Source organism: Mucilaginibacter agri (assembly GCF_009928685.1).
GTDB lineage: Bacteria > Bacteroidota > Bacteroidia > Sphingobacteriales > Sphingobacteriaceae > Mucilaginibacter > Mucilaginibacter agri.
Genome location: NZ_WWEO01000042.1, coordinates 1 through 25607, shown reverse-complemented (window position 1 = coordinate 25607; position 25607 = coordinate 1). Strand labels below are relative to the sequence as shown.

General features: G+C 42.6%; 31 protein-coding genes and 1 tRNA gene. 23 read left to right on the top strand and 9 right to left on the bottom strand.

Features of this window, described 5'->3' with window-relative positions:
• Nucleotides 1–49: 49 nt before the first annotated feature.
• Nucleotides 50–691 (top strand): START domain-containing protein, encoded by a 642-nt coding sequence (locus GSY63_RS10100; protein ID WP_166585691.1) that lies wholly within the window; start codon nt 50–52, stop codon nt 689–691.
• Nucleotides 692–910: 219 nt separating this feature from the next.
• Entirely contained in the window at nt 911–1276 is a 366-nt protein-coding gene (locus GSY63_RS10095; RefSeq protein WP_166585690.1) for a response regulator transcription factor, read from the top strand.
• 39 nt (nt 1277–1315) lie between these two features.
• On the opposite strand, the gene GSY63_RS10090 is transcribed toward GSY63_RS10095, so the two are convergent.
• The 4 genes from GSY63_RS10090 to GSY63_RS10075 form a co-directional block, all read right to left on the bottom strand.
• On the bottom strand, nt 1316–2155 hold the full coding sequence (locus tag GSY63_RS10090) for an ATP-binding cassette domain-containing protein (RefSeq protein WP_166585689.1): 840 nt from the start codon (nt 2153–2155) through the stop codon (nt 1316–1318).
• Nucleotides 2152–2832, bottom strand: a complete 681-nt coding sequence (modB, locus tag GSY63_RS10085; protein WP_166585688.1) for a molybdate ABC transporter permease subunit — start codon at nt 2830–2832, stop codon at nt 2152–2154. The genes GSY63_RS10090 and modB overlap by 4 nt, the downstream gene beginning before the upstream one ends.
• Nucleotides 2832–3590 carry a molybdate ABC transporter substrate-binding protein gene (gene modA, locus GSY63_RS10080; RefSeq protein ID WP_208094514.1) on the bottom strand — a complete coding sequence of 253 codons (759 nt, stop codon included), beginning with the start codon at nt 3588–3590 and terminating at the stop codon, nt 2832–2834. Before modA ends, modB begins: the two co-directional genes overlap by 1 nt.
• A 61-nt stretch (nt 3591–3651) precedes the next feature.
• Nucleotides 3652–3825 (bottom strand): hypothetical protein, encoded by a 174-nt coding sequence (locus GSY63_RS10075; RefSeq protein ID WP_166585687.1) that lies wholly within the window; start codon nt 3823–3825, stop codon nt 3652–3654.
• Nucleotides 3826–4032: 207 nt separating this feature from the next.
• Between GSY63_RS10075 and GSY63_RS10070 the strand changes: the two genes are divergently transcribed.
• Nucleotides 4033–4326, top strand: a complete 294-nt coding sequence (locus GSY63_RS10070; protein WP_166585686.1) for a hypothetical protein — start codon at nt 4033–4035, stop codon at nt 4324–4326.
• A gap of 1 nt (nt 4327) precedes the next feature.
• Here GSY63_RS10070 and GSY63_RS10065 read toward each other — a convergent pair whose 3' ends face one another.
• Nucleotides 4328–4792 carry an ankyrin repeat domain-containing protein gene (locus tag GSY63_RS10065; RefSeq protein WP_166585685.1) on the bottom strand — a complete coding sequence of 155 codons (465 nt, stop codon included), beginning with the start codon at nt 4790–4792 and terminating at the stop codon, nt 4328–4330.
• Between the two features lie 151 nt (nt 4793–4943).
• Here GSY63_RS10065 and moaD point away from each other — a divergent pair, with 151 nt between their 5' ends.
• From moaD to GSY63_RS10030, 7 genes are all read left to right on the top strand, one after another.
• The gene (gene moaD / locus GSY63_RS10060; protein WP_166585684.1) at nt 4944–5183 is read left to right on the top strand and encodes a molybdopterin converting factor subunit 1; all 240 of its coding nucleotides are present in this window, start codon (nt 4944–4946) and stop codon (nt 5181–5183) included.
• Between the two features lie 6 nt (nt 5184–5189).
• Nucleotides 5190–5600, top strand: a complete 411-nt coding sequence (locus GSY63_RS10055) for a molybdenum cofactor biosynthesis protein MoaE (RefSeq protein ID WP_166585683.1) — start codon at nt 5190–5192, stop codon at nt 5598–5600.
• 7 nt (nt 5601–5607) lie between these two features.
• Nucleotides 5608–6600 carry a GTP 3',8-cyclase MoaA gene (gene moaA / locus GSY63_RS10050; protein ID WP_166585682.1) on the top strand — a complete coding sequence of 331 codons (993 nt, stop codon included), beginning with the start codon at nt 5608–5610 and terminating at the stop codon, nt 6598–6600.
• 10 nt (nt 6601–6610) lie between these two features.
• Nucleotides 6611–7723 (top strand): HesA/MoeB/ThiF family protein, encoded by a 1113-nt coding sequence (locus GSY63_RS10045; protein ID WP_166585681.1) that lies wholly within the window; start codon nt 6611–6613, stop codon nt 7721–7723.
• Nucleotides 7720–8907, top strand: a complete 1188-nt coding sequence (locus tag GSY63_RS10040; protein ID WP_166585680.1) for a molybdopterin molybdotransferase MoeA — start codon at nt 7720–7722, stop codon at nt 8905–8907. Before GSY63_RS10045 ends, GSY63_RS10040 begins: the two co-directional genes overlap by 4 nt.
• Nucleotides 8908–8916: 9 nt before the next feature.
• Nucleotides 8917–9390, top strand: a complete 474-nt coding sequence (locus GSY63_RS10035; protein ID WP_166585679.1) for a hypothetical protein — start codon at nt 8917–8919, stop codon at nt 9388–9390.
• Between the two features lie 111 nt (nt 9391–9501).
• The gene (locus tag GSY63_RS10030; RefSeq protein WP_166585678.1) at nt 9502–10035 is read left to right on the top strand and encodes a hypothetical protein; all 534 of its coding nucleotides are present in this window, start codon (nt 9502–9504) and stop codon (nt 10033–10035) included.
• Nucleotides 10036–10042: 7 nt separating this feature from the next.
• On the opposite strand, the gene tamL is transcribed toward GSY63_RS10030, so the two are convergent.
• Entirely contained in the window at nt 10043–12433 is a 2391-nt protein-coding gene (gene tamL, locus GSY63_RS10025; protein WP_166585677.1) for a translocation and assembly module lipoprotein TamL, read from the bottom strand.
• Between tamL and GSY63_RS10020 the strand changes: the two genes are divergently transcribed.
• The 3 genes from GSY63_RS10020 (at nt 12424) to GSY63_RS10010 (ending at nt 13497) form a co-directional block, all read left to right on the top strand.
• Entirely contained in the window at nt 12424–13173 is a 750-nt protein-coding gene (locus GSY63_RS10020) for a TrmH family RNA methyltransferase (RefSeq protein ID WP_166585676.1), read from the top strand. The genes tamL and GSY63_RS10020 overlap by 10 nt on opposite strands.
• Nucleotides 13174–13220: 47 nt before the next feature.
• A tRNA-Cys gene (locus GSY63_RS10015) sits at nt 13221–13291 on the top strand.
• 29 nt (nt 13292–13320) lie between these two features.
• A complete protein-coding gene (locus GSY63_RS10010; RefSeq protein WP_166585675.1) occupies nt 13321–13497 on the top strand; it encodes a spore protein in 177 nt (58 codons plus the stop codon).
• Nucleotides 13498–13529: 32 nt separating this feature from the next.
• Here GSY63_RS10010 and GSY63_RS10005 read toward each other — a convergent pair whose 3' ends face one another.
• Nucleotides 13530–14573 (bottom strand): quinone-dependent dihydroorotate dehydrogenase, encoded by a 1044-nt coding sequence (locus GSY63_RS10005; RefSeq protein ID WP_166585674.1) that lies wholly within the window; start codon nt 14571–14573, stop codon nt 13530–13532.
• Nucleotides 14574–14743: 170 nt separating this feature from the next.
• Between GSY63_RS10005 and GSY63_RS10000 the strand changes: the two genes are divergently transcribed.
• The 5 genes from GSY63_RS10000 to GSY63_RS09980 all read left to right on the top strand — a co-directional run bounded on the left by GSY63_RS10000 (nt 14744) and on the right by GSY63_RS09980 (nt 20102).
• Nucleotides 14744–15499 (top strand): SGNH/GDSL hydrolase family protein, encoded by a 756-nt coding sequence (locus GSY63_RS10000; RefSeq protein ID WP_166585673.1) that lies wholly within the window; start codon nt 14744–14746, stop codon nt 15497–15499.
• A gap of 148 nt (nt 15500–15647) precedes the next feature.
• Nucleotides 15648–17570: an ABC-F family ATP-binding cassette domain-containing protein gene (locus GSY63_RS09995; protein ID WP_166585672.1), complete on the top strand. Its 1923-nt coding sequence runs from the start codon at nt 15648–15650 to the stop codon at nt 17568–17570.
• Nucleotides 17571–17602: 32 nt separating this feature from the next.
• On the top strand, nt 17603–18871 hold the full coding sequence (locus GSY63_RS09990; protein WP_166585671.1) for a type IX secretion system plug protein: 1269 nt from the start codon (nt 17603–17605) through the stop codon (nt 18869–18871).
• A gap of 125 nt (nt 18872–18996) precedes the next feature.
• Nucleotides 18997–19521 (top strand): acyl-CoA thioesterase, encoded by a 525-nt coding sequence (locus tag GSY63_RS09985; RefSeq protein WP_166585670.1) that lies wholly within the window; start codon nt 18997–18999, stop codon nt 19519–19521.
• 47 nt (nt 19522–19568) lie between these two features.
• Nucleotides 19569–20102, top strand: coding sequence for an O-acetyl-ADP-ribose deacetylase (locus GSY63_RS09980; protein WP_166585669.1), 534 nt, complete (start codon nt 19569–19571; stop codon nt 20100–20102).
• Nucleotides 20103–20167: 65 nt separating this feature from the next.
• Here the strand turns inward: GSY63_RS09980 and GSY63_RS09975 are convergent, their stop codons facing one another.
• Nucleotides 20168–20578: an EVE domain-containing protein gene (locus GSY63_RS09975; protein WP_166585668.1), complete on the bottom strand. Its 411-nt coding sequence runs from the start codon at nt 20576–20578 to the stop codon at nt 20168–20170.
• A gap of 125 nt (nt 20579–20703) precedes the next feature.
• Here GSY63_RS09975 and GSY63_RS09970 point away from each other — a divergent pair, with 125 nt between their 5' ends.
• Nucleotides 20704–20937, top strand: coding sequence for a hypothetical protein (locus GSY63_RS09970; protein WP_166585667.1), 234 nt, complete (start codon nt 20704–20706; stop codon nt 20935–20937).
• On the opposite strand, the gene GSY63_RS25000 is transcribed toward GSY63_RS09970, so the two are convergent.
• A complete protein-coding gene (locus tag GSY63_RS25000; RefSeq protein ID WP_262887353.1) occupies nt 20925–21119 on the bottom strand; it encodes a DUF5808 domain-containing protein in 195 nt (64 codons plus the stop codon). The two genes, GSY63_RS09970 and GSY63_RS25000, sit on opposite strands and share 13 nt — an antisense overlap.
• A 95-nt stretch (nt 21120–21214) precedes the next feature.
• Between GSY63_RS25000 and GSY63_RS09965 the strand changes: the two genes are divergently transcribed.
• The 4 genes from GSY63_RS09965 (at nt 21215) to GSY63_RS09950 (ending at nt 25486) form a co-directional block, all read left to right on the top strand.
• The gene (locus tag GSY63_RS09965; protein WP_166585666.1) at nt 21215–21763 is read left to right on the top strand and encodes a hypothetical protein; all 549 of its coding nucleotides are present in this window, start codon (nt 21215–21217) and stop codon (nt 21761–21763) included.
• A gap of 78 nt (nt 21764–21841) precedes the next feature.
• Nucleotides 21842–24028, top strand: coding sequence for a TonB-dependent receptor family protein (locus tag GSY63_RS09960; RefSeq protein ID WP_166585665.1), 2187 nt, complete (start codon nt 21842–21844; stop codon nt 24026–24028).
• A 203-nt stretch (nt 24029–24231) separates the two neighbouring features.
• Nucleotides 24232–25230, top strand: a complete 999-nt coding sequence (locus GSY63_RS09955; protein ID WP_166585664.1) for a PAS domain-containing protein — start codon at nt 24232–24234, stop codon at nt 25228–25230.
• A 64-nt stretch (nt 25231–25294) separates the two neighbouring features.
• Nucleotides 25295–25486 carry a hypothetical protein gene (locus GSY63_RS09950; RefSeq protein WP_166585663.1) on the top strand — a complete coding sequence of 64 codons (192 nt, stop codon included), beginning with the start codon at nt 25295–25297 and terminating at the stop codon, nt 25484–25486.
• The last annotated feature ends 121 nt before the right edge of the window (nt 25487–25607 follow it).

The following is a 25607-nucleotide window of genomic DNA, read 5'->3' as shown; positions in this document are numbered from 1 at the left end:
GTAAGGTTCCGTTACTTTGTAGTAGAACGAGACCCTGAGCATCCAAATAATGAATAAAATAATACTATCCTTTGCACTGATTTTTAGCGTAATAGCAGCCCACGCACAGGACAACTGGAAATTAAAAACCGAAGACGAAGGCATTAAGGTTTACATGCGTTCGGTAGAAGGTACGAGCTTCAAGGCTGTTAAAGTTAACTGCCAGTTAGAGGCTACCCCGGCACAATTTGTGGCCGTTATTATGGATATTAAGAACAGCGTTAGTTGGGCTTATCATACCAAATCGGCCACCGTGTTAAAGCAGGTTTCGCCATCGGAGTTGTACTATTATTCGGAAGTTGCTGTGCCCTGGCCGGTAGAAAACCGCGATTTTATATGCCATATTATGGTAAAGCAGCATCCTAAAACTAAAGTTATAACCATTGATGCGCCCTGTATTGGCGACTATATACCGCAAAAACAGGGCATAGTGCGGGTAACGCAATCTGTAGGCAAATGGGTAATAACACCATTAGGTAATAATAAACTGGACATAGAGTATACCCTGGCCCTGGATCCGGGTGGTAATGTACCTGCATGGCTTATTAATCTGTTTGCAGCCGAAGGCCCTATGCAAACGTTTAAAAGGTTAAAGGTACAAGTACAAAAGCCTGCCTATCAGCACGCAGATCTGGCATATATTGCAGATTAACAACCTGCGCACTTAGCTTTTTTAAGAAACTTTGGCTATATTGTGGTTGTTATCAATATCGTTCAGATATTAATCTATTTTATAAAACATAGGCAAATACCCCTTTAGGATAGCATAAGTAACAGATATTTTATAAATATCCTGTAAAACAGCATACTATCTAATTAATAGTATCCGTTTAATAACAAATGTGAGCCTTTAACTTTTGCCAAACTACCTATGGAATTACAACATAAAACAATACTAGTTGCGGATGACGATGTAGCCATTGTCGAATCAATATCGAGCATCCTTAATTATGCAGGTTATGAGGTGATGCATGTTTATGATGGCACATCGGTGATGGAATCTGTAAAAGCCCAGCCCGATCTGGTAATACTGGACATTGCTATGGCCGGCCATAATGGCTTAACAGTTTGCAAACAGTTAAAACGGCAAAGTTCTACGCAAAAAATACCGGTTATTATTATTTCCGCCGGGCACAATGTACGCCAGTCGGCCTTTGATGCGGGTGCCAATGATTTTTTAGCAAAACCGTTTGATATGGATGTTTTACAGGCCAGGATTTCGGCTTTATTGGTTTAACACCTCTACCAACCCTCTCCGAGTGAGAGGGCTATAATTTCACCCAATTTTCTTAACATCGGCGAACGCCAAACAAACCTTATCGCCTACCGACAAACCTTCGACATATTTTAGTTGATATAATCGTTGATCAGCCAATACTTCCATCATTTCATTATCAATACTTACTATCTGCCCAATTAAGTTTATTTGGCCTGCATTCGTGGCAAATCCAAAAACTTCGGCAGGTCTACCGACTTTCAAGACTTTTCCCCCATCAATTGAAATAACACTTTTTGCCAACTGATAGATCTCCGCAATATCATGGCTCACTAGCAGAGCGCTAAACTTATACTCTTTTTGAAACTGCAATAACTCTTGTTGAAGTTGTAACCGGGTTTCATTGTCGAGTGCAGATAGTGGTTCATCCAGTAATAGCAATGATGGTTTGCGCACCAAAGCACGAGCCAAGGCCACACGCTGCTTTTGTCCACCAGAAAGTGTTGCGGGTTTATGATTTGCAAAAGCGGTTAATCCGGTTACAACAAGTAGGTGTTTAACAAGCTCCTCATCTACATTTTTACTGCAGGCGTATCTGAGGTTTCCCTCAACCGTCATGTTCGGAAACAAGGCATAATCCTGAAATACGAAACCAATATTTCGCTTTTGAGGAGGCAGGTTAATTTTGTTTTTGGTATCCAGCCAAACTTCGTTATTCACCTGGATAAAACCTTCGTCGGGCTGTGTTAACCCCGCGATAATCTTTAATAATGATGTTTTTCCTGAACCCGACGGCCCGTACAACGCCGTAATATTCTGTAAAGGCAGTTCTGCATCCACCACCAGATCAGCAGGTCCACCCGCCATATTCAGTTTTTTGCGAATGCTGATACTAATCATAAAGCCAAACTGTTTTTAACGAGGCGTTTGTTGATGATATACACCAGCAATAAAATACAAAACGAAACTGCTAATAATACCCCCGAATAAATATGCGCGGCGTGGAAATTCAAGGCCTCGGCCTCATTATAAATAGCTATAGAAGCCACTTTGGTAACGCCGGGAATGCTTCCGCCTATCATTAGTACCAAGCCAAATTCGCCGAGCGTATGGGCAAAACTGAGCACAATACCGGTAAGTAAAGCCGGGCGAATATTAGGCAACATTACTTTAAAAAAGGTATCTGTTTTTGATCGGCCTAAGGTCCACGAAGCTTCTTGTAGGCTTTCGGGCAGGGCTTGCAAGCCACCTTGTATCGGATGCACCATAAATGGCAGGCTATAAATAACCGAGCCAATAACCAACCCCGGAAAGGTAAAAATAAGCCTGATATTAAACCACGATTGTAGCAGCCCACCAAAAGCATTTGCCGGGCTCAAAGCCACCAGTAAATAAAAACCCAGTACAGATGGAGGCAACACTAATGGCAAACTGATAAAAGCTTCGGCCACGGGCTTTAACCTCGAGCGACTTTGGGCTAGCATGGCAGCTATCGGTAAACCGATAACCAGCAGGCATATCGTAGTAATTGTAGCCAGTTTAAAGGTAAGCCATAAAGGTTGCAGGTCTAATTCCATTATTTATAACCATAGGCTTTTAAAATCTTCTTTGCTTTAGGCCCGAATAAAAAGGTGTAGAATTTCTGCGCATCCAATAGCTGCTGACCGGAAGATGATTTAAGAATCACTACGCCCTGGGCTATCGGCTGATAAAGTTTCTCGCTCACTTCAACCCACTTGCCTTTCCCCTTTTGTTCCGGATCGAGCACTATGGATTTGGCTGTAAAAGCAACTTCTGTTGCACCGGATAATAGGTATTGATTTACCTGGGCAATACTTTCGCCGTAAACTATCTTATCTTTTAGCTGGACGGTTAGTTTCAATTTATCTAACGTTTGCATGGTGGCTTCGCCATAGGGTGCCAGAGATGGGTTGGCAACAGCTATCTTGGTGTATACAGAAGAAATAAGATCTGAAGGCTGGGTAAGTTTGGCGCTCTTATTCAACGTCCACATGATTAGCTGGCCATAGGCATAAATACGCGGCTGGTCGAGCGTGAGGTTTTTGTCCGACAGCTCTTGGGGATACTTCATATCGGCAGATAAGAAAAGATCAAACGGGGCGCCCTGCTCTATCTGCGTAGTTAACTTCCCCGATGAGCTGACGATGAGATCGGCATCAACGCCGCTTTCCTTTTTAAACTGTTCCGCAAGTTTTTTGGCAACAAACTGCGCATTGGCAGCAACTGCTACGCGCAGTTTTTGTGCCTGTGCCCAGCCAGAAAGTGAGATGAGCAAGCAAGCAGTAATTACTATTCGAAGTTTAAATTGCATCATAAACGCATTGCACCTTATTGCAATGCAAATTAATACAATTAGCGCATTTTTTTGTTAGTGGCTAATATGCTATTACAGCATATTGCTGTATAGCGGCAAAGCTGGCAATAAGAAAAGCAAGTATGGCTAATGCCAAATAAATATATTCGGGAGTACTGGTGCTTTTCAGCCTGCGGAAAAATGATATGGTGCGTAGCATTTCCTGTTCGTGATGGGCGGTTTCGGTAAATTGCATTATTTGCTAGTTAGTAACGCAAATTTATTAATGCCTGCTATTTTACGCACCCCGTATTTTAACGGTATTGCTGCGTACTTATACGCTTCGCCAAAATCTTTTCGCAAAAAGGTTACCTTTCAATAAATAGGGTATCAAAGACTATATATACTTATTACAATGCTTGTTTTCGTAATTCCGTTGATACTAATTCTTATTGCACCTATTATGCAGATTGTATTGTGCCGGTTAAGAATCAAAGGCAAAATAAAATCGACAATCGGCGTAATTACCGCTCAAATGATGTTATTGGGATTGGTGCTTCCTATTTTAGCAACATATATTTCTATGATGAGCTTATCCTCGCGCATTAAGTGCGTTACCGGATGTGTCACCTTTGCTATTTTTGGAATATTCCTTGCCCTCTTTTTTGTACCGGCATGGGGTGTTATCAGCTACTTTATTTACCGATCAAAACATAAAAATGATATTTCAATAACAACCGGTACTCCACGCGCTTAGTCTATTGCTTATATCCCATCAATAGCTCATATCCTTCTTTGTTTCCCTTTGCATGGGCATAATCAACGGCGTTTTTACCATACTGATCCTTATGTTTCGGATCAGCCCCGCTTGCAAGCAATATTCTGATCAGTTCGTTATGGCCAAACATTGCCGCGAAGGCTAGTGCTGTAGAATCGGTGCTATTAACGGCATTAATGTCAGCGCCATTTTCTATCAATGCGATCACGGCTTCGTTATAACCTTTAAAACAAGCCCCCATTAGCGCGGTGTTGCCCATACTATCGCGCAATTCGGCATCGGCACCGGCTTCTAATAAAGCTTTTAAAGCATCAACGTTATTGTAGTAAGCAGCGATGATCAGTGGGGTTGCACCCCGGCTATCGCGGCCATTAGCATCACCTGTTTGTAAAGCATTTTTTAGCTCTTCTATGTTGTTGGTTCGGGCTGCTTCGAAAATATCCATGTTTGGTTAGTGTTGATGTTTCACAAAGTTAATATCCTTAGCTATTCCCAGTCATCGATATAATTTATGGGCTATATATGACATAGATAAGGCCAATAATCCACTGCAAAACCATAACTTGGTATATTTGTTGGCTGAGATTATAACATAAATGGAAATACTGCTGTTTGGAATTACACGCGACATTGCCGGCAAACCCAGAATAACCGTGCCTGCCGACACGCCGCTGGCTACCGTTGGAGATTTGAAAACCTGGCTGGGCGATCAATATCCTGCCATAAAAGCGCTAAGTTCAGTTGCAATAGCGGTAGATAGTGAGTATGCAGAGGACAGTCAAACTATCAGCAGCCACAGCGAAATAGCTTTGATTCCACCTGTTAGCGGAGGATAATTAAATATGCTGATCCGTATAGTTGAACATATTGATTTAAACGAAGCACCCGCTTACCTGGTCAGTGAAGAAACCGGCGCTATAAACCTGTTTGTGGGTACCGTGCGTAACCATAGCAAAGGCAAAACGGTATTACATCTCGATTTTGAAGCCTACGAGCCTATGGCGGTAAAAGAAATGGAAAAGCTAGGATTACAGGCTAAAGTTAAATGGCCGCTTTACGAAGTAGCCATTATTCATGCTGTCGGCCATAAATTACCGGGCGAACCTGTGGTAGTTATCGGCGTATCATCGGCCCATCGCGAAGCTTCTTTCGAGGCCTGCAGATGGTTAATAGACGAATTGAAAAAGACCGTACCTATCTGGAAAAAAGAGTTTTACGAAGACAATAGTGTTTGGGTTAACGCCCATCCATAACCTAAAAATGAAAGAAAGTTTATTAGTTGATCAGCATGGGCGGCGCTTAAATTACCTGCGCCTTTCGGTTACCGACCGCTGCAACTTCAGGTGCTATTACTGCATGCCTGAGGAAGGGATCAACTTTGCCCCGCGCAAGGAACTGCTTTCATTTGATGAAATGTATCAACTATCGTCGCTTTTTGTTGGCTTGGGTGTCGACAAAATTCGTATTACCGGCGGCGAGCCTTTTGTACGCAATGGTATTATTCCGTTTTTATACCGACTGAGCGAACTGGACGCTTTAAAAGAGATTACCGTTACCTCTAACGGAACACTATCGGCCCAACACCAGTCGGCGTTAAAGGAGATGGGCATTCGTAAGATAAACATCAGCCTGGATTCGCTTAATGCCGAACGCTTTCATCGCATTACACGCCGCGATAGTTTTGATACTGTTTACCGGGGTGTGCTTGGGTTATTAAACGATGGCTTTGAGATTAAACTCAATTGCGTTGTGGCCGAGAATAAGAATATTGAAGACATTATCCCTTTTATAGAATTAACTAAAGACCACCAGCTGTCTGTTCGCTTTTTGGAAGAAATGCCTTTTAATGGCAGTGATACCTTCGGTTACTCGGGCTGGGACCATCAGCGTATTTTTGATCATATCAGCCAAAATTACCGGGATATTAATAAGCTTATTAATGAAGATAGCTCGACTTCCGTTAACTATCAAATACCAGGCTACCTGGGCAGTTTCGGAATAATCCCATCATTTAGCCGAACGTTTTGCGGCACTTGTAACCGCATCCGCTTATCGGCCACCGGCGAACTACGAACCTGCCTGTATGGCCCTCCCGCAGCCAACCTGCGCGATTTATTGCGCAGTGGAGCCACAAACCAAGACCTGCAGCAAATATTATTAGACGCAGCTGCTAAACGCGAAAAGGACGGGTTTGCTGCGGAAGCACTAAGTCAGGAATCAGTTCACACTTCCATGTCGGTATTAGGCGGTTAAATTTTAATATATGAGCACCGCTAACAAATATAGCAGACAAACGCAATTGGCCGGATTTGGTCCCGCGGCACAGCAAAAGCTTCAACAAGCTAAAGTACTTGTAATTGGCGCAGGCGGCCTGGGTGTGCCTGTTTTGCAATATCTTACAGGTATGGGTGTCGGTACAATTGGGATAATAGATGGAGATACCATTAGCATCGATAACCTGCACCGGCAGGTATTATACACCGAAGCCGAGGTAGGTAAGTTAAAGGCTGAAGCGGCGATTGCTACCTTGCGAAAGCTTAACTCGGAAGTTGTATTTAAATTATATCCCTACTATCTGGACATTAATAACGCGTTAGCACTTATCAAAGAATACGATCTGTTGATTGATGCCAGTGATAATTTCGGCACCAGGTATTTAATTAATGATGCCTGCGTGATACTGAACAAGCCTTACATCTACGGCGCAGTACAGCAATACGAGGGGCACGTAAGCGTATTTAATTACAATGGCGGGCCAACCTATCGTTGCCTCTATCCAACCGTTCCTCAGGCAAATGAAATACCCGATTGCAATACAGCCGGGGTGCTTGGCGTAGCACCGGGCATTATAGGCTGTCAACAGGCCTTACAGGCTGTCAAGGTGATAACCGGCGTTGGCGAAACCCTGTCTGGCTACCTGCAGATCTTCGATCTTGACCGTAACGATCAGTACAAGATTAAACTAACGAGCGTTCCCGAAAACCACAACATCAAACATTTGCAAAGTAATTATGATACCCCCGCCTGCGAAAAGGGTGGTAAACTGGAAATAGAAGAGCTTTACCGCTGGTATACCGACGATAAGCCATTTTTCTTAGTTGATGTACGCGAAACTAAAGAGTTTAATCATGAACACTTGCAGGGCGCACATTCTTTTCCGCTCTCTGCCTTAAGTGACAATATCGATCGGCTGCCTAAAAACCTCCCTTTGGTTACCATTTGCGAAATAGGCGGGCGAAGCGCCAGAGCAGCTACCACCATCAGCGAGGCGGTGCCCGGCAGCACCGTTTACAATGTAGTTGGCGGCATGGAAACCTGGCTCGATGAGGTTGGTGAGCAATTGGTAGTATATCCCAAATCAGAAACTGCCCCATGATAAGCGTAGAAGAGGCTTTAGAGATTGTCCGTGCGCAGGTGCGTGATTACGGTATAGAGGAGGTTGATTTGTTACAGGCAAGTGGCCGCGTTTTGGCACAGGATATTATTGCCGACCGCCCCTACCCGCCATTTAACCGGGTAACCATGGACGGTATTGCTATTAACAGCAAAGCCTTTTTTGCGGGCAAACGCTCATTTAAAATAGAAGGCATCCAGGCGGCCGGGCAACCGCAACAGCAGCTGGCCGATAGCGATAACTGCCTCGAAGTAATGACAGGCGCCATTTTGCCCGCGGGCAGTGATGCTGTTATTCCTTACGAACAATGCGAGATAACTGATAACATCGCAACGGTTATTATCGATGAGATTGAAATACTGCAGAATGTCCACTTAGAGGGCACGGACAGCAAACAAGGAGATAGGATAATTGCTGCCGGCACCAAAATCACCCCTGCCGTTATTGGCCTTATCGCTGCATCTGGGTTGGCAATCGTAGAAGTTAAAAAGCTGCCTAAGGTTGCCGTATGTGCCACAGGCGATGAGCTGGTTGAAATTGATCAACAACCTTTGCCTCATCAAATCAGACAGTCTAACAGTTATATGCTCGTTGCAGCATTACAGGCCGAGGGCATCCATGCGCAGCGCTATCACCTGCGCGATGAACCGCAAATAATGTTTGAGGAGCTAACCACCATCAGCAATTATTACGACGTTGTTTTGCTTTCGGGTGCGGTATCTAAAGGCAAGTTCGACCACCTGCCTACGGTGCTCAACAGGCTCAACATGCATACGCTATTTCATGGTATAGCGCAACGGCCGGGCAAACCTTTTTTGTTTGGCAAATTACTTAACGATGTGTTAATATTCGGCTTTCCGGGCAACCCTACTTCAACCTTTGTATGCTATCAACTTTACTTTAAAGCATGGTTAAGCAAATCCATGGGTTTAAACGTGGCAATGCCTAAAGCCGTTTTGAGTAAAGCCATCAATTTTAAGCCTAACCTTACCCTGCACGCATTAGTAAGTTTATCTTATACTGAAGGTAAAATTATAGCCACGCAAATAGAAAGTTCCACCTCCGGCGATATGGTGAGCCTGGCATTAACCCAGGGCCTTTTAAGCCTTCCCGCCAACCGGCAAGAGTTCGGCACAGATGAAGCTTTTGATCTAACGATTGTTTAAATTAGATCGATGATGAGATACACAAGCAATTGCAACGGGGTTTTCTCAAGGTTAAGTTCAAGTATCCTCATACTTGTTATTTGTCTGTTTAGCTGCAAACCCAAAAATGATCTTCAACTCGAAAAAGTATTCCAGAGTTCAGATCACCTAAAATGCGACAAAGTATTTGCCAATAGCAGAAAATCTATCGTAGAACTTAATGAGATCCTTGTGCAAACCGGTGTTGTAGACACTTCAGAAATCGTTGGTCCACCTGCAGCAGTAATACATGTACAAGGCAAAGAAATTATCCTAAACCTAATAAAAGGCAACAAAGACGGTGATAATTTCAACCAATTATATGCTGGTAAGGACTATAAGCTATTGTTAAATTATAAAGCTAAACACTATGATAATCGCACGGAATACGTGGGTTATTGCGAAGTGTGGCATCAAACACTACATTCTAAATTTGATGTCGAAGGGTTGGATAATACACTTTAGCTTGCTTCTCAAAACAAACACGGCCCAACATTGGTAGTAGCCTTTGAGCAAAAAATAAATCGCTATTTTTAACAACAGGTAATGGTTAACTTGTTGCCAGATTTAAACCCTATGAAACTAAAATTTTTACTTACTGCGCTTTTGTTACTAACAATTCGCTTCAGTTATGCGGATGCAATTGTAATTAAGCATTTTATAGTTAAAGCCAATCCTTTCGCTAAAGATGAAATTGCTATACTGGCGGCCGACTCTACCAACGAAATTAATGAACAGGTTAGCGGTAATTTTATTTTTACGGTAAATGGTTTTGAGGATACCTTAAAATTTGAGAAGGGAACAGCTTTTTACCGCCACAAAATAGCCAAATCGAGCTTTGTATATGTAAAACACCATAACGACGAAGGTACTTTTGGCACCCTGTATTATTTATATAAAAGTAGCAACGACATTGTACCGGTGCATATTAGTTGGGTTTGGTTGCTGGCGATACCGGCAGCATTGGTTATTCTGGGCTATCTGTTTAAGAGGTTTATTATTATCGCCGTTATCTTGTTCCTGATATTCATGTACTTTAACCATTCTAACGGATTAAGCATGCCCACATTTTTTGAAAGCGTGCTAGACGGGTTAAAGAATATGTTTTAGGTAAGGTTTAGAATGGTAAACCGATACCAAAGTTCAGTTGCATAAAGTTATAGCTATCGCCGCCATTGGCATTAGAGTAAGCGCGCTTAAAGTCGCCGGCCTTAAACAGTTCGTTAAAGTGTTTAACCAGCACCCATTGGTCTGAACCATCGAATTGAGGATCTTTGAACTTAAAGGCAGCGTCAAACCTCAGGATAAAGAAGGTAAGGTCTAACCTGAAACCTGTGCCAATACCCATAGCTGTTGTCTGAAATAAGTTACTCAGCCTGAATTTACCGTCGTGATCTGGCGTTACTGTGGTGCCAACATTACTTAATGCATGTAAACCCCAGATGTTTCCAAAATCTATGAAAGACGCTCCTTTTAATTTCGAACCAAAAAAGTTGTTGGTTAAATTATAGCGATATTCCATGTTACCGATTATCTTAATCTGGCCCAACTGGTCGAGATATTTCAACTGACTTCGGGCAGCATTACCAACAGAATCTTGCGGATAATAAGTACCACGGTTAAAGCCCCCAGGTCCTAGGGTACGCGGCAACCAGGCACGAATATCATTAGCCCCACCTGCATAAAAGTTCTTTTCAAATACCAGCTCCTTACTGTTGCCATAAGGCACGCCTATACCTGGGTTTAGCCTGAAAACAAATTGTTGCTCGCCTACCACATGTTTGTAGAACCTCACATCGGCCTCAACTTTAGAGTATTGTGAAAAAGGGTAACCAAATATTTTATGTTCGCCTAAGGTATCTTTTGGTGTATTTAATGCCCTGGTAAGCAACGCAAGCGTATTGCCACCTACATCAATAAATCCGCGGAAGTAAATAAAATCTTCCAGGCTGTTTAATTTGTTGGCGTTTTGTTGATAGGTGTACTGACTCCCGATGGTAAAAACAGTACGCCCAATAAGGTAGATGTACGAGAACCTGTTATATTTTAACAATTGACTATAAGCACCGGTATCGATAACACCCTTCGAAAATTCAATGCTGATAGGCGTTAAACTATGCAATTTGCGACTGGTTTCGGCCCAATCATACGTAAGGGAGTTAATAAAGCTCTGCCTTTTAACCAGATCTTTTTGATAAAATAACTGGTAACTGGTAGAGAATGTAGTATGCGGCACACCATATTTACCCAAAATAGGCAGGTTAAACGGCGATATAATACGCGGATAAATAAGGTTAGCGCCGACCTTAAAATCCTGGTTCTCAATAGCAGAGCTATTAGACCCACGGCTGTTATCAAACAATACGCTCCAGTTGGTTTTAATCTCTAATACAGTAGCGCTTTTAAACATATCCCGGTGGGTAAATGTATTGCCCAGGTTATACCCTATTCTACCACCGCTAAACAGGAATTCACCCTCTACCCTGTCCGACATCTGTTTCAATGGGATAATATCTATCCTCGAGTCGAGTCGGCGGTTTACGCTGTCGGGCAATTTATCGTAGCTTGGGTTAGGCACGTTTCTAAAAGCATTAAGCTCCGAAAGCCGTGATGTGGTAAGTGTTTGCTTATCGATATCGTATAACTCACCCTTCTTCTGAAAAATGTAAGTAGTAACCGTTTTGGGCTTAAACCGCTTAGAGTAATCCACAAACTTAAATTGTGAATCTACCTGTACAGTGTCCGGATGGCCAGACGAACGGCCGTTACTATTGAAGATAGTAATCAGCGTATTATTGATCTTATAGGTAGGATGATACTTTTTCCCTATCGGATTATCGATCAACACCTTAACATCAACAACGTTATTATTGAAGGTTGAATCATAATTAAAAGTAATGTACTGGCGAAAAAAGTCGAAATAACCATTTCGTTTCATCACCAGGTAAAACTCGTCGCGATCATAAGCCAGGCTATCTTTATCAAAACGCCCTCCGGGCTGGATGTGGGAGAAACGAATGCGATTAGCCCGGTAAAGAGCACGCACTTGAGGGTCGACAATACTATCCTGAAATTTTCGGATCTTAAACAACGGCCCCTCTTCGGCCTTAAAAAACAGGGATGCCCTTTTATTTTTAACGGTGATAGAATCGGTAACCTTAGCCTTTAGATAGCCTTTGTTATTCAAAAACTTTTCGATCTGCGTACGCGAATATTCTACCAGGCTGCTGTCTAATATAGCAGGTGGATCGCCTATATTCTTTTTCCCGTTCTTGCTAAAGGTGAGGTATAACTGTAAGTTGAATTTATTGTTAGGTTGCTGATTCTTATCAACATAAGTTAATGCGGCTTCAGAAAACTCCTTATCTACACCCGTAATTGTTACCTTACGCACAAGTGCCTGATTATCTTTAAGTTTTCGGGTAAGGCTACAACCAGAAATTAAAAACAGAAGTAAAATAGTTAATATTGTAAGGCGGTAACCGGCCGGCTTTATATATGCTTTCAAAATCTCAAATCAGTTTAATAACATCCTTACAACATAAAAAATTTCGCCATCAGCATAACCTGTTTATTGTTGAGGGGCATAAATCTGTAATAGAGTTTGCCCAATCTAACTATAATTTGGAGACGGTATACTGCACCCCGGAATTTGCCGTAAAATTGCTGAATTTATCTAACAAAATAAATTTTCAGGAAATTTCTGTTACCGACATGGCACGCATCAGCTGCTTAAAAACTCCGCCCGGCGTATTGGCCTTGGTTAATATACCCGTTTCTCCGGTATTAGATTACAAGCTTTTGAAAGAAAAGTTTTCATTAGCCTTAGATGGTGTGCAAGACCCTGGTAATATGGGCACCATTATCCGTACGGCCGACTGGTTTGGCATTGAGCATCTCATTTGCTCTGAAGACACGGTTGACGTTTATAACCCTAAAGTAGTACAGGCCACTATGGGATCGCTCTCGCGTGTGCAGGTACATTATACCGATCTGAATACCACCCTCCCCGCTTCGCGGCTCGAAATTTTTGGCGCATTGCTTAACGGAAATAACATTTATAATACTACATTTGGCCCCGAAGGAATATTGATAATGGGCAACGAGGGGAACGGAATACGCCCCCAAACACAAGAAGTTATCAACACTGGGGTAACCATTCCGCAAGCTGGAAAGGCTGAGTCATTGAACGTTGCGATGGCAACAGCGATATTCTGTTCGGAGATAAAACGAAATACATTAAAATAAAAATTGTTCTGCAGAAATAAATTACTATTTTTGCAATCCGAAAAAATGGTCGGATGGCCGAGTGGCTAGGCAGAGGTCTGCAAAACCTTTTACAGCGGTTCGAATCCGCTTCCGACCTCACATAGGAAAGATTAAAAAATTAAGACGATGAGTGTTACACGTTTAAAAAGAAAAGACAGAAGAAATAAAACTGTATCTCGTTTAGAGGTTCAATTTCTGAAATTAGCTACAAACTTAGAGTTTGGTAGCCGCTCTAAAGAGCCTAAAAACAGCCAAATCACTAAGAACAACGCTGTTTTAGCTAAATTAGTAGCAGGTAAATAATTTTACCTTCAAAATTTATAAAGTCCTGTTGGTTATACCGACAGGACTTTTTTGTTGATACGCCCTATTAGCGATGGGCCTTCGTATATAAAACCCGTGTATAGCTGCACCAGCGATGCACCTGCGTTTAGCTTATCTATTGCATCCTCAGCCGAATGGATGCCTCCTGCCCCGATAATCGGGAACGCATGATTTGACTTCTCTGCCAAATAACGAATAACCTCGGTTGATCTTCGGGTTAGCGGCTTACCACTCAATCCCCCGGTTTCTTTAACAACTTTTTGTGGCGATACCAATCCATCCCTGCTAATGGTAGTATTAGTGGCGATAATGCCGTCTATTTTAGTTTCAGCAACAATGTCTATAATATCATTAAGCTGCTCGTCGGTTAAATCCGGAGCTATTTTTAAAAGCAGAGGTTTGCGGACACCATCTTTGTTATTGCGTTTTTGCAGTGTGCTAAGAATTTCGGTTAGCGGCTTTTTATCTTGCAGCGCTCGTAGTCCTGGTGTATTCGGCGAGCTTACGTTCACTACGAAATAATCAACCACATCAAACAAGCGATCGAAGCATTTAATGTAATCGCTTACGGCATCCTCATTAGGCGTGTTTTTATTTTTGCCAATGTTACCGCCTATCATCACCCCTTTTTGTACTTCAGGTTGAGTTCTGCGATAAGCAGCGATACGCTCGGCGGCCATATCAACGCCTTTATTGTTAAAGCCCATCCGGTTAATCAGCGCTTCATCGGCAGGCAGCCTGAACATGCGGGGCTTATCATTACCCGGCTGAGGCAGCGGGGTTACCGTCCCCACTTCAATAAAACCAAAACCAAGATTGGCCATTTCGCTAATATATTCGCCGTTTTTATCAAAACCTGCAGCCAGGCCAACGGGATTCTTAAACTTCAGTCCAAAAACCTCTTTGATAAGGCGGGTATCGGCAACATCCCACAAAGCTCTGCTTATTGCGCCGCCTCCGGGGGCGTGGTTAAATCTTTTAAGGTTTTTGGTAACAAAATAATGCACCTGCTCGGGATCGAACTTGAAAAGTATGGGTTTGATTAACGAATACATGCTGCAAAGGTATCCATTTTTACTTTTGGCCTTTGAACTTAAAAAACAATATTTACTTTAGGAGAGAGTTCATAGATCATAGTTGATAGTTCGTAGCAAAAGGCTATCGCCTATTTCGGCCATGATCTATAAACCATGATCCATGAACCCCACTAAAAAACTACCTACTTATGAATAGTCGCCGCGATTTTATTACAAAAGCTGCTACAGCTACTGTTGCAGCCGTTACTATACCTGGCATAATAAACACTGCTTTAGCCGCAAGCACATCAGGCAAAAAGAAAATCAGCATTGATACCGGAAATGTAATTCTATTTCAGGGCGATTCCATTACCGATTGGGGCCGCGATAGAAAACAAACCGCACCTAATACTTCGGCCATGCTGGGTGGCGGCTATGCAATGCTGGCTGCATCGGGCTTGCTGTATAAATATGCCGGCAAAAACTTACAGGTTTACAACAAAGGCATTAGTGGCAACAAGGTATTTCAACTGGCCGACCGCTGGGATGATGATTGCCTGAACCTGAAGCCAAATGTACTAAGCATACTCATCGGCGTAAACGACTTTTGGCATACCCTTAACGGCAGCTACAAGGGCACCATAGAAAATTACACTACGGATTACAAGAAACTGCTGGATCGCACCAAACAAGCGCTACCAGATTTGAAATTGATTATCGGCGAGCCGTTCGCCGTAAAAGGCGTAAAAGCCGTAGACGATAAGTGGTACCCGGCATTTGATGAATATCGCGCCTCTGCAAAAGCCATTGCCGAACAGTATGATGCTGTATGGATTCCATATCAGTCCATCTTCGACAAAGCATTAGAAACCGCCCCAGGCAGCTATTGGACTACCGATGGTGTACACCCAAGCGTAGCCGGAAGCCAGTTGATGGCACATGCGTGGTTGGAAACAGTGAAGTAGTAGCCCCCCAGCCCCCTAAAGGGGGAGTGATAAACAGTTTAAAGCCCGATTCATTAATAAAATCGGGCTTTTTTATGACGTGCAAATCGAAAAACTCCCCCTTTAGGGGGTTGGGGGGCTTCTTCTATTTTAGTATCTTTGCGCGTAAATGATTGCTATAAATAACCTTACGTTTGAGATTGGTGCAAGGGCCCTGTATGATGAAGCTAACTGGCATATTAAACCCGGAGAAAAGATTGGCCTTATTGGTGCCAATGGAACCGGTAAAACCACGCTTCTTAAAATAATAGTAGGCGACTACTCCCCTACATCGGGCACCGTATCTAAATCTAAAGAACTTACCATTGGTTATTTAAACCAGGATTTACTTTCTTACGCCTCTGATAAATCTATTCTACACGTAGCGATGGAGGCTTTTGCCCGCCAAAACGAACTGCACACTGAGATAGAGAACCTGCTTAAAAAGCTGGAGACAGACTACAGCGAAGAATTACTGAACAAATTGAGCGACAAACAACACGAGTTTGAAACGCTTGATGGTTACAACATTGAATATAAAGCACACGAAATTTTAGCCGGTTTGGGCTTCACCGAAGAACAAACCCACCGAAAGCTTGCGGAGTTTTCGGGGGGATGGCGAATGCGTGTAATGCTTGCCAAAATACTTTTGCAAGCTCCGGATATTTTGTTGCTGGATGAGCCTACCAACCACCTGGACTTACCCTCTATCCAATGGCTGGAAGATTACCTGAAAGCCTTTGAAGGTGCAGTTGTTATTGTATCGCACGATAGATGGTTTTTGGATAAAGTAATTAACCGTACGGTTGAATCGCGCAAAGGTAAGCTTACGGTTTACGCGGGTAACTACACATTCTACCTGGAAGAAAAAGCCCTGCGCGAAGAAATTCAGCGTGGTGAATTTAAAAACCAGCAATCAAAAATTAAACAGGAAGAAAAACTGATCGAACGTTTCCGTGCTAAGGCTTCTAAAGCTAAAATGGCGCAATCGCGTATCAAGATGCTCGATAAAATGGAGCGCATTGATGATGTGGATGATGACAACCCATCAGTAAACTTCAAGTTCAGATTCTCGAAGCAATCCGGCCGTGCGGTGTTTAACATCGAACACTTAAGCAAAAGCTACCCTAACCTTTCTATATTAAATGATACGGAAGCGGTTATCGAGAAAGGCGATAAAATTGCCCTTATTGGTGCCAACGGTAAAGGTAAATCTACTTTGTTACGTATTGTTGCCGGTGCCGATTTTGATTTTACAGGTAAGGCAGAAACCGGTTATAATGTAACCAAGACCTTCTTCGCGCAGCACCAGTTGGAGTCGTTGCATTTGGAGAACGAGATTTTAACCGAGCTACAAACCTTCGCCCCAAAACATACGGACACCGAGCTTCGCTCTATTTTAGGTAGCTTTTTGTTTACCGGCGACGATGTATTTAAAAAGATCAAGGTATTATCGGGTGGCGAAAAATCGCGTGTGGCACTTGCTAAAGCCCTTACTGCCGATGCTAACTTCCTGATACTGGATGAGCCTACCAACCACTTAGACATGGCTTCGGTAAACATCCTGATCCAGGCTTTACAGCAGTACGAGGGTACCTTTATTGCCGTATCGCACGACCGTTATTTCTTAGATAACATTGCCAATAAGATTTGGTACATCGAAGATCAGAAGATCAAGGAATACCCGGGTACGTATGCCGAATACGAAGAGTGGAACTCTAAACGTAAGCTGGAGCCTAAGGCGGCTGCCCCTGCTCCAAAAAAAGAAGAGAAAAAAGAAGCTGCCCCGGTTAAACAACAATCGGCAAATGATGATAAAGCCAAGCAACTAAAAAAACTAAACGGCGATCTGCAAAAAATGGAAACTCAAATTACCGATCTCGAAAACGAGGTTAAACAATTTGAAACCAAATTGGCCGATCCGGACGTATATAACGATAAAACGAAGCTCAACGATACCAATACTGCCTACAAGCAAAAACAAAACCAGCTGAAACAAATTCAGCAGCAATGGGAAACTTTGGCCGAGCAGATAATGGAATTAGAAGCATAATAACCATAGAGCTTAAGGAGAAAAGACAAAGGATGAAAAGAGTACAATTTAGTTTCGCGATCGTCCTTTGTCTTTTTTCTTTTCTCCAAAAGTCCTTTAGCCAGGTCATCTATGACAACCGGGTCTATCGACCAAGCATTAAAACGGTTGAGTTTTACAACACGGCTAAAGAGGGCTCTTTCCCGGTAATTGGGCTGGGCTCTAACGAGCAGCTTTTACTAGCTTTTGACGATCTGGGCAGCAATACGCGCACTTACAACTACACCATAGAGCATTGCGATGCACAGTGGAACCCGTCGCGTATATCTCCTACCGAATACCTGACCTCTTTTACAGAAGACCGTATTATGGACTACCGCTACTCGGTAAGCACCTATCAAAAATACATTCATTATGAATTGGTATTGCCGAACCGTAACGTTGCCCCTAAAATAGCCGGCAATTATTTGCTTAAAGTTTACGAGAACGGCGACTCGGGCACTCCGATTCTTACACGCCGATTTTACGTGGTAAATCCAAGGGCTAACATAGCCGCCGAAATTGCGCCATCAAACAATGTAGCGTTACGCCAAACCAATCAGAAGATTAATTTCCAGATTGATTTTAACGGCATTGTAATACAAAACCCTTACGGGGACGTGCGGGTGGCCATCATGCAAAATGCACGGAGCGAAACCACCCAGTTAAATACACGTCCTACATTTATCAGGGGAACGTCGTTGTTATACAGCGATATTTCTGCCAATGATTATCCGGGTGGTAATGAGTATAGACATTTTGATACCCGTTCATTAAGATTAAATTCGGAACGTATTGCCCGCATATTTCGAGACACGGTAAACACAGTTTTATTATTAGCCGACCGTAGTCGAATTGACGATAACTACCTCTTTAATTACGATAACAACGGGGGCTTCTACGTCCGCAATCAGGAAGGCAGCGACCAGCGTGTAGATGCCGATTATGCCCAAATTTACTTCAACTTAGGCATGCCAGGTGCCACAACCGGCCAGGATGTTTATGTAGTTGGCAAGTTTAATGACTACGTACTCGATCAGCGCAGCAGGATGAACCTGGATGCCGGTAAGGGCCGCTACTTCTTTAACACCCCGCTTAAACAGGGCGTGTATGATTATCAATATGTATTAGTTAACAAAGATGGCAAGCCTGATTATACCACCCTGGAAGGCAATCATTTTGAAACTGAAAATGACTATCAGATCCTTGTATACTTCCGCCCGCCTGGTGCACGCTGGGAAGAATTAATTGGCTACAGATTGCTCAACTCGGGGAGGAAATAGATTGGTTGAATGGTTAAGCGGTTGATTAAGTTGATTAGGTTCTGATCAGCTACGCTTAAACTACTCAACCACAATTCAACCCTATCAACCATTTACTTAATCAACCAATAAGCTATATTTGCGCCATGCTAAAAAAGACATCCACAGATAGTTATACCGTAATGAATGAACTGGTATTGCCCAATGATACCAACACCTTTGGCAACCTGATGGGCGGCCGTTTATTGTACTGGATGGATATTGCCGCAGCCATGGCTGCACAAAAGCACTGCAATCGCGTGGTGGTTACTGCATCTGTTGACAACGTATCTTTTAAGCACCCGATAAAACTTGGCGATGCTGTGATGATAGAAGCAAAAGTTACACGTGGTTTTAATACCTCTGTAGAAGTGCGCCTGGATGTTTGGGCACAAGATCTGCCATCGGGCACTAAGATAAAAAGTAATGAAGCTTATTACACCTTTGTAGCCCTCGATAAAGAAGGTCACACGATAGCCGTGCCCGAGCTTACCCCCGAAACCCCCAATGAACAGGTACTATACGACGGTGCCCTGCGCCGCCGCCAGTTACGCCTGATACTCGGAGGCAAAATGCAACCCGACGATGCTACAGAGCTAAAAGCGCTGTTTATAGAAAGCCAAAAGGGATAAGTAATTTCTGGCCTATTCCAGATACTAAGAACCATGAACTATCACCTATGAACTTTACCTCACGAATTCAGCTTCAGCAAGGCGATATTACTAAACTAAAGGTTGACGCCATTGTAAACGCAGCCAACAGCAGCCTGTTGGGTGGCGGAGGCGTAGATGGCGCTATACATCGCGCAGGCGGAAGCCAGATATTAGATGATTGTCGCAAGATCATAGCCCGGCAAGGTGGCTGCAAAACAGGCGAAGCCGTAATTACAACCGGCGGCAAACTGCCCGCCAAATATGTAATACACACCGTTGGTCCGGTTTGGAATGGTGGTAATAAAAACGAAGATCAGTTATTGGCCAATTGCTATATAAATAGTTTGAAACTGGCAGTAGAATACAACGTTGAGAGTATTGCCTTCCCCAACATCAGTACCGGCATTTATCATTTCCCAAAAGATAGAGCGGCAGAAATAGCAGTGAAAACTGTAGACGATTTCTTAAAAACCAACCAACAAATTAAACAGGTAATATTTATCTGTTTCGACGACGAAAATTTGCAGTTGTATAAAGACTTATTAGGTAACGGATCATAGTTCATAGATCCGGCAATTTTGGATTTCGGCCACTATCTATGAACTATGCGCTATAAACTTATAGCCTACTCACCCGAGCCTAAAGCTACAATACGGTCAAATTCTTCCTGCTTCATACCCATTACCGATAAACGGCCCTGGCGAACCAAGCCAACATCTTTCAATTGCTCATCGGCTTTAATGGTTTCGAGCGTAACCGGAACTTTCAGGCTCTCAACCGGCGAAAGATCTACTACAACCCAGTTTTTATCATCAGTAGTTGGGTCTTGGTAAGCCTCTTTTACTACTTTGGCAATCCCTACCACTGCCTTACCCTCATTGCTATGGTAAAACAGCACCAAATCGCCCTCCTTCATTTCACGCAGGTTGTTACGCGCCTGGTAGTTCCGCACACCATCCCAAAAGGTACGGCCATCCTTATTAAATTTTTCCCAACTGTATTTAAATGGTTCTGATTTTACGAGCCAGTATTGCATGTGATTTGAAGCGTTAAATTATGTTATAAGCGAATGCCGCAAAAATGCCAAAAGGAAGCGAGATATTAAAATACGTTTAATCAAACAATTTAATTGAGCGGATACAATACTGGTATATTAGCCATATGATTTTCAATCAAAGTACAACGATTTATGATGGCGAACGCTATGAAATTAATGGCTTGAATATATGGGACTATTCTTGGATTAATACGGGCAAAAGAATACAAGTGAAAGATTCTGTTTATGGCCAGAACCACATATTCCCTGTTTACGAGATTGCAGCTAATGGCGCCACTGCAACATTTGCAGCAGGTGAATATTCAAACTGCGTTTGGGGTGTCTATCACGATAAATAAATTACAGCTGCCAGAATTACAGCTACTATCACCCCAGTAAATATCCAACTTCGTGTATGGGCAAAGTTAACTGTCCACCCTAGTCCGCTTCTTTTGGGTACCATTAAATCAGCGTCATTTTTATTGAAATAAAATATTCCAAGCTTGAAAAGCGAGGGGTTCTGTTTATCAAATTGGTTCATACGACAAGGTTATTTTTATCAAATCTAAATATAATTAATTTTAACCCTCAGTGTATCTTTTAAGATTTTTTCAATAATATTGCGTTAGCAACCCTATGAGGAAACTTTTTGCCATATTTTTACTCAGTATACACCTGTACAATCTGGGCGGATATATAGTATTGTTTCAATATTTCATTTACCAATCTAACCATTTTAAAGAAGAGCAAATTAGTAAAAACCTTTACAAATCTTCCGACCTGGTTGAGGTAAAGATCCCTGTTAACCTCCCTAATATAAACAACTGGAACCATTTCGAACGGATTAGCGGCACTATCCAACTGCAAGAAAATTGGTACAACTACGTGAAGCTGCGGATGACACGCGATACTTTATTCGTAATGTGCGTGCCCAATTACCGCACTACCAAGCTTATTAATGCTAATATTATTTATGCCCGCGAGGTAAGCGAAGCGCCATTAAATGCTAAAAAGCAAACGCTCCCATTAAAAAATATCTCGATTTTTAAATATATACCGTTAACTAGCGAAATAGCAACAGTTCCTTCTATACTAGTTATTAAACCGGCTCCAGTTTATATGAATCCGAGCGCTGTCAGTCCGCACCTCGATGTATTGGGGCAGCCCCCGGAAATGGTTTCCTGATTCCACCACTTCTTTTCCGTTTACTCGACCGGCTAAGCCACATTTGTGTGCAATGCCCGTATATTTTATTTAAAAATCATGACCCTTTTATACAAAAAACTATATATATCGGCCCTGTTACTCGGTGCTGCACAATTAGCCAGCGCGCAAAAACATAAATTAAAAGATACCGTAACACTGGATAGCGTACTGATACGCGAAACCCGTCCTAAATACCTTCCCAATGTAAGTGGTACTAATATATTTGCCGGTAAAAGAACATTTAGCGTAGTACCTGCCGAAGGTAAGGCCAACCTGGCTAACAACAATACGCGCATGATATTTGCGCAGGTACCCGGTGTTAACGTTTGGGATATGGATGGCGCCGGCCTTCAACTTAATATTGGCACACGCGGAACGGACACGCACCGCTCAATAGAAACCAATATCAGGCAAAATGGCTACAATACCAACTCGGATATGTTTGGTTATCCCGAAGACCACTATACGCCTCCTATGCAGGCCGTAGGTGAGATCCAGATTGTAAGGGGATCAGCAGCGTTGCAATTTGGCAGCCAGTTTGGTGGTATGGTGAATCTGAAGATCAAAGACCCCGACACTACTAAGGTATTCGGTTTTGAAAGCGAGCAGACGGCCGGCTCTAATAAATTTTTCAACTCTTACAACGCAATTAGTGGCAAAAGCGGAAAGATTAGCTATTACGCCTACTATTCGAGCCGTACCGGCGATGGCTGGCGACCTGACGCCGCTTTTAACTATCAGGCTTACTACGCCAATATCAAATACCAGTTTAATGATAAGGGCAGTTTAGCATTCCAATTTTCGCGAATGGATTACCGTCAGCAAATTGCAGGTGGATTAACCGATGCGCAATTTAATGCCGACAACAGGCAATCGACCAGGTTCCGTAATTTCTTTAACCCGGAGATCAATATCCCTGCCCTGCTATTTAACTATAACTTCAGCCCAAATACTAAACTCGAAGTTACTTCACATTTGCTTTGGGGGCAGCGTAACAGCGTACAGTTTATTGCCAATCCTAACGTGCCCGATACGGTTAATACCAGCATCAAATCATACAACCCACGCCAGGTCGACCGCGATTACTATACTGGCTTCACTACAGAAGCCCGTTTATTACATAGCTATCAGTTAGGCAATCTTAAAAGCACCTTCACAGCGGGTATCCGTTACTTTGATGAGACTACCAAACGTCGCCAAAAAGGTACCGGCACAACAGCTACAGATTTCGACCTAAGCCTGATTAAACCTTATGGTATCGACTTGCATTTGCACACTGATAACTATGCTGCTTTTGCCGAAAACATATTTAATATCACTTCTAAATTTTCGGTAACACCGGGTTTCAGGTATGAGATTATCAAAACAGATCTCAATGGTGTAATTAACAATGCAACCTTCCCGGTAAACTATAATTCAACCCGCAACTTCCCGTTATTCGGTACAGGTTTGCAGTATCAGCTTACCGGCACAAGCCAGTTATATGGTAATATTTCGCAGGCTTACCGCCCATACATTTATGCAAATGTTACCCCTGCCGATCAGCTTAGTGTTATCGACCCTAATCTTAAAGATAGCAAAGGATACAATGTCGATTTGGGTTACCGTGGCCACTTAAGCTATATCTTTAACTACGATTTTAACCTATACTACGTTTACTACGGTAACCGCGTAGGCAGCCTTACCGAAACGGCAGCCAATAACTCTACATATCTATATGTAACCAATATTGGTAATGCAGTAGCCAAAGGGATCGAAGCTTATACCGAACTTTCTTTACTCCGTTCTATCAACCATTCGTCGCCAAGCGATTTGAGGATTTTTAACTCATTAAGTTACGACCATGCACGTTATACCAGTGGTGCTATATCTCAATCGGGTAAAAATGTTTCGTTGGTTGGCAACTGGGCCGAAGGAACGCCGCAATGGATTGACCGCGCTGGCCTAACTTATTTAAGCAAGCATGTAGTAACCACATTGCAATATAGCTATGTAGGCAAAAGCTACAGTGATGCCAATAACACCGCCTTTAACCCTACAGGCGCCAGTGGTGTAGTACCGGCGTATCACATTTTTGATGCATCGTTTAACTACACCTTCTTAAAGCATTATCATTTTACGGCTAATGTGAACAATATATTTGATGCCAAATACTTTACCCGCCGTATTAATATGTACCCTGGCCCCGGCATTTTGCCAGCCGACGGGCGCACATTTAATATAGGTTTTGGCGTGAAGATATAACGATACACCGTCGTGAAAAAGCCCCGTGCATAACATGTACGGGGCTTTTTATTTTAACTAAAAATAAATTTTGACACATAATCTTTTTCACTTTGTTATATAAGGAAATGAAATTAACTTTATAGCAAGCCTTAAAACCAAATCTCCTTTTCGGCAGTGCAACTGTGCCGAAAGCCGTGCCAGCTAACCTAATTTGAAAACTAATGGACGACCAATTAGCCATAAATGAAGCGGATATCAGCTTCGAGATCCTGTTTCATCAGAACCCACACCCGATGTGGATTGTGGATGTTGATACACTGCGATTTCTGCTGGTGAACGAAGCGGCTATTAAGCATTATGGTTATACTTACCAGGAGTTTTTGCAGATAACGCTCAAAGATATCAGGCCGAAAGATGAACATGCGGACATGAAGGCCATGGTTAAACGGATAAAACACAATGAAACTGTTACTAAAAACCTTACCCATATCAAGAAGAACGGCACCTGCATCTATGTACAAATTACCTCCTATCGTGTTATGTTTCATCAGAAAGCCTGCCGCATGGTATTGATTAACGACATAACTGAACAACGGGTTAAAGACCAGAAAATTAACGATGCCTGGGTGCGCATTTACCAAACCCTCGAAAGCATTACCGATGGTTTTATTACCATAGATCCGAAATGGCGCATTACTTATTGGAATAAAGAAGCCGAAAGTACTTTTAGTATCCCCAAAGAAACAGCCGTTGGTAAACTGTTTTGGAAAATATGCCCGCATGGTAAAGGCCATGAGTTATTTCAGCGCCTTAAAGAGGTGATGCATACCGGCGATAAATCGACTTTTGAAATTTACCTGGACCGCTACGATAAATGGCTTTGTATAACAGCATACCCAGGCGCTAACGGCCTTACAATATATTTTCAGGACATTACGGGCCAAAAACGTGATGCCGAGCAGATACAGCTTAAAAACAAGCACCTGGACGAAATTGCCTATATCAACTCGCACATTATCCGTAAACCCATTGCCAATATTATGGGTATCGTTAACTCGCTCGAAGACGACCTTATAGGGTACGAGTACTTTGAAAACGCCTTAAAAATGCTTAAAGCCAGCGCTGAAGAACTGGACCGCACACTGATGGTGATTAACAACCGTGTTGAACAGGTGAATACCGTATTACCGGCTTCGCGGAAAAAACACCTATCTCAATAGTTATTGGTTATTAAATAAACTTTTTTCTTCAGGATCTGTTGGTTTGCTAATAGACTAAACTATTATGAAAGACGGATTATTTGAGTACGGCGATGCAGTAATTATTGCCGGTACCAACGAGAAGGGTATAGTGAATATACAACAAATGAACGAAGACGATGCCGTTGAGATAAAACTCGATTCGGGCAATATAAGCCAATACGACGCTGACGATCTTGAATTTGACCTCGATTATCAACCGGATACAGGGGAATAGTAGGTTGATTAGGTTGATTAGGTTGATTAGGTTGATTAGGTTGATTAGGTTGATTAGGTTGATTAGGTTGATTAGGTTGATTAGGTTGATTAGGTTGATTAGGTTGATTAGGTTGATTAGG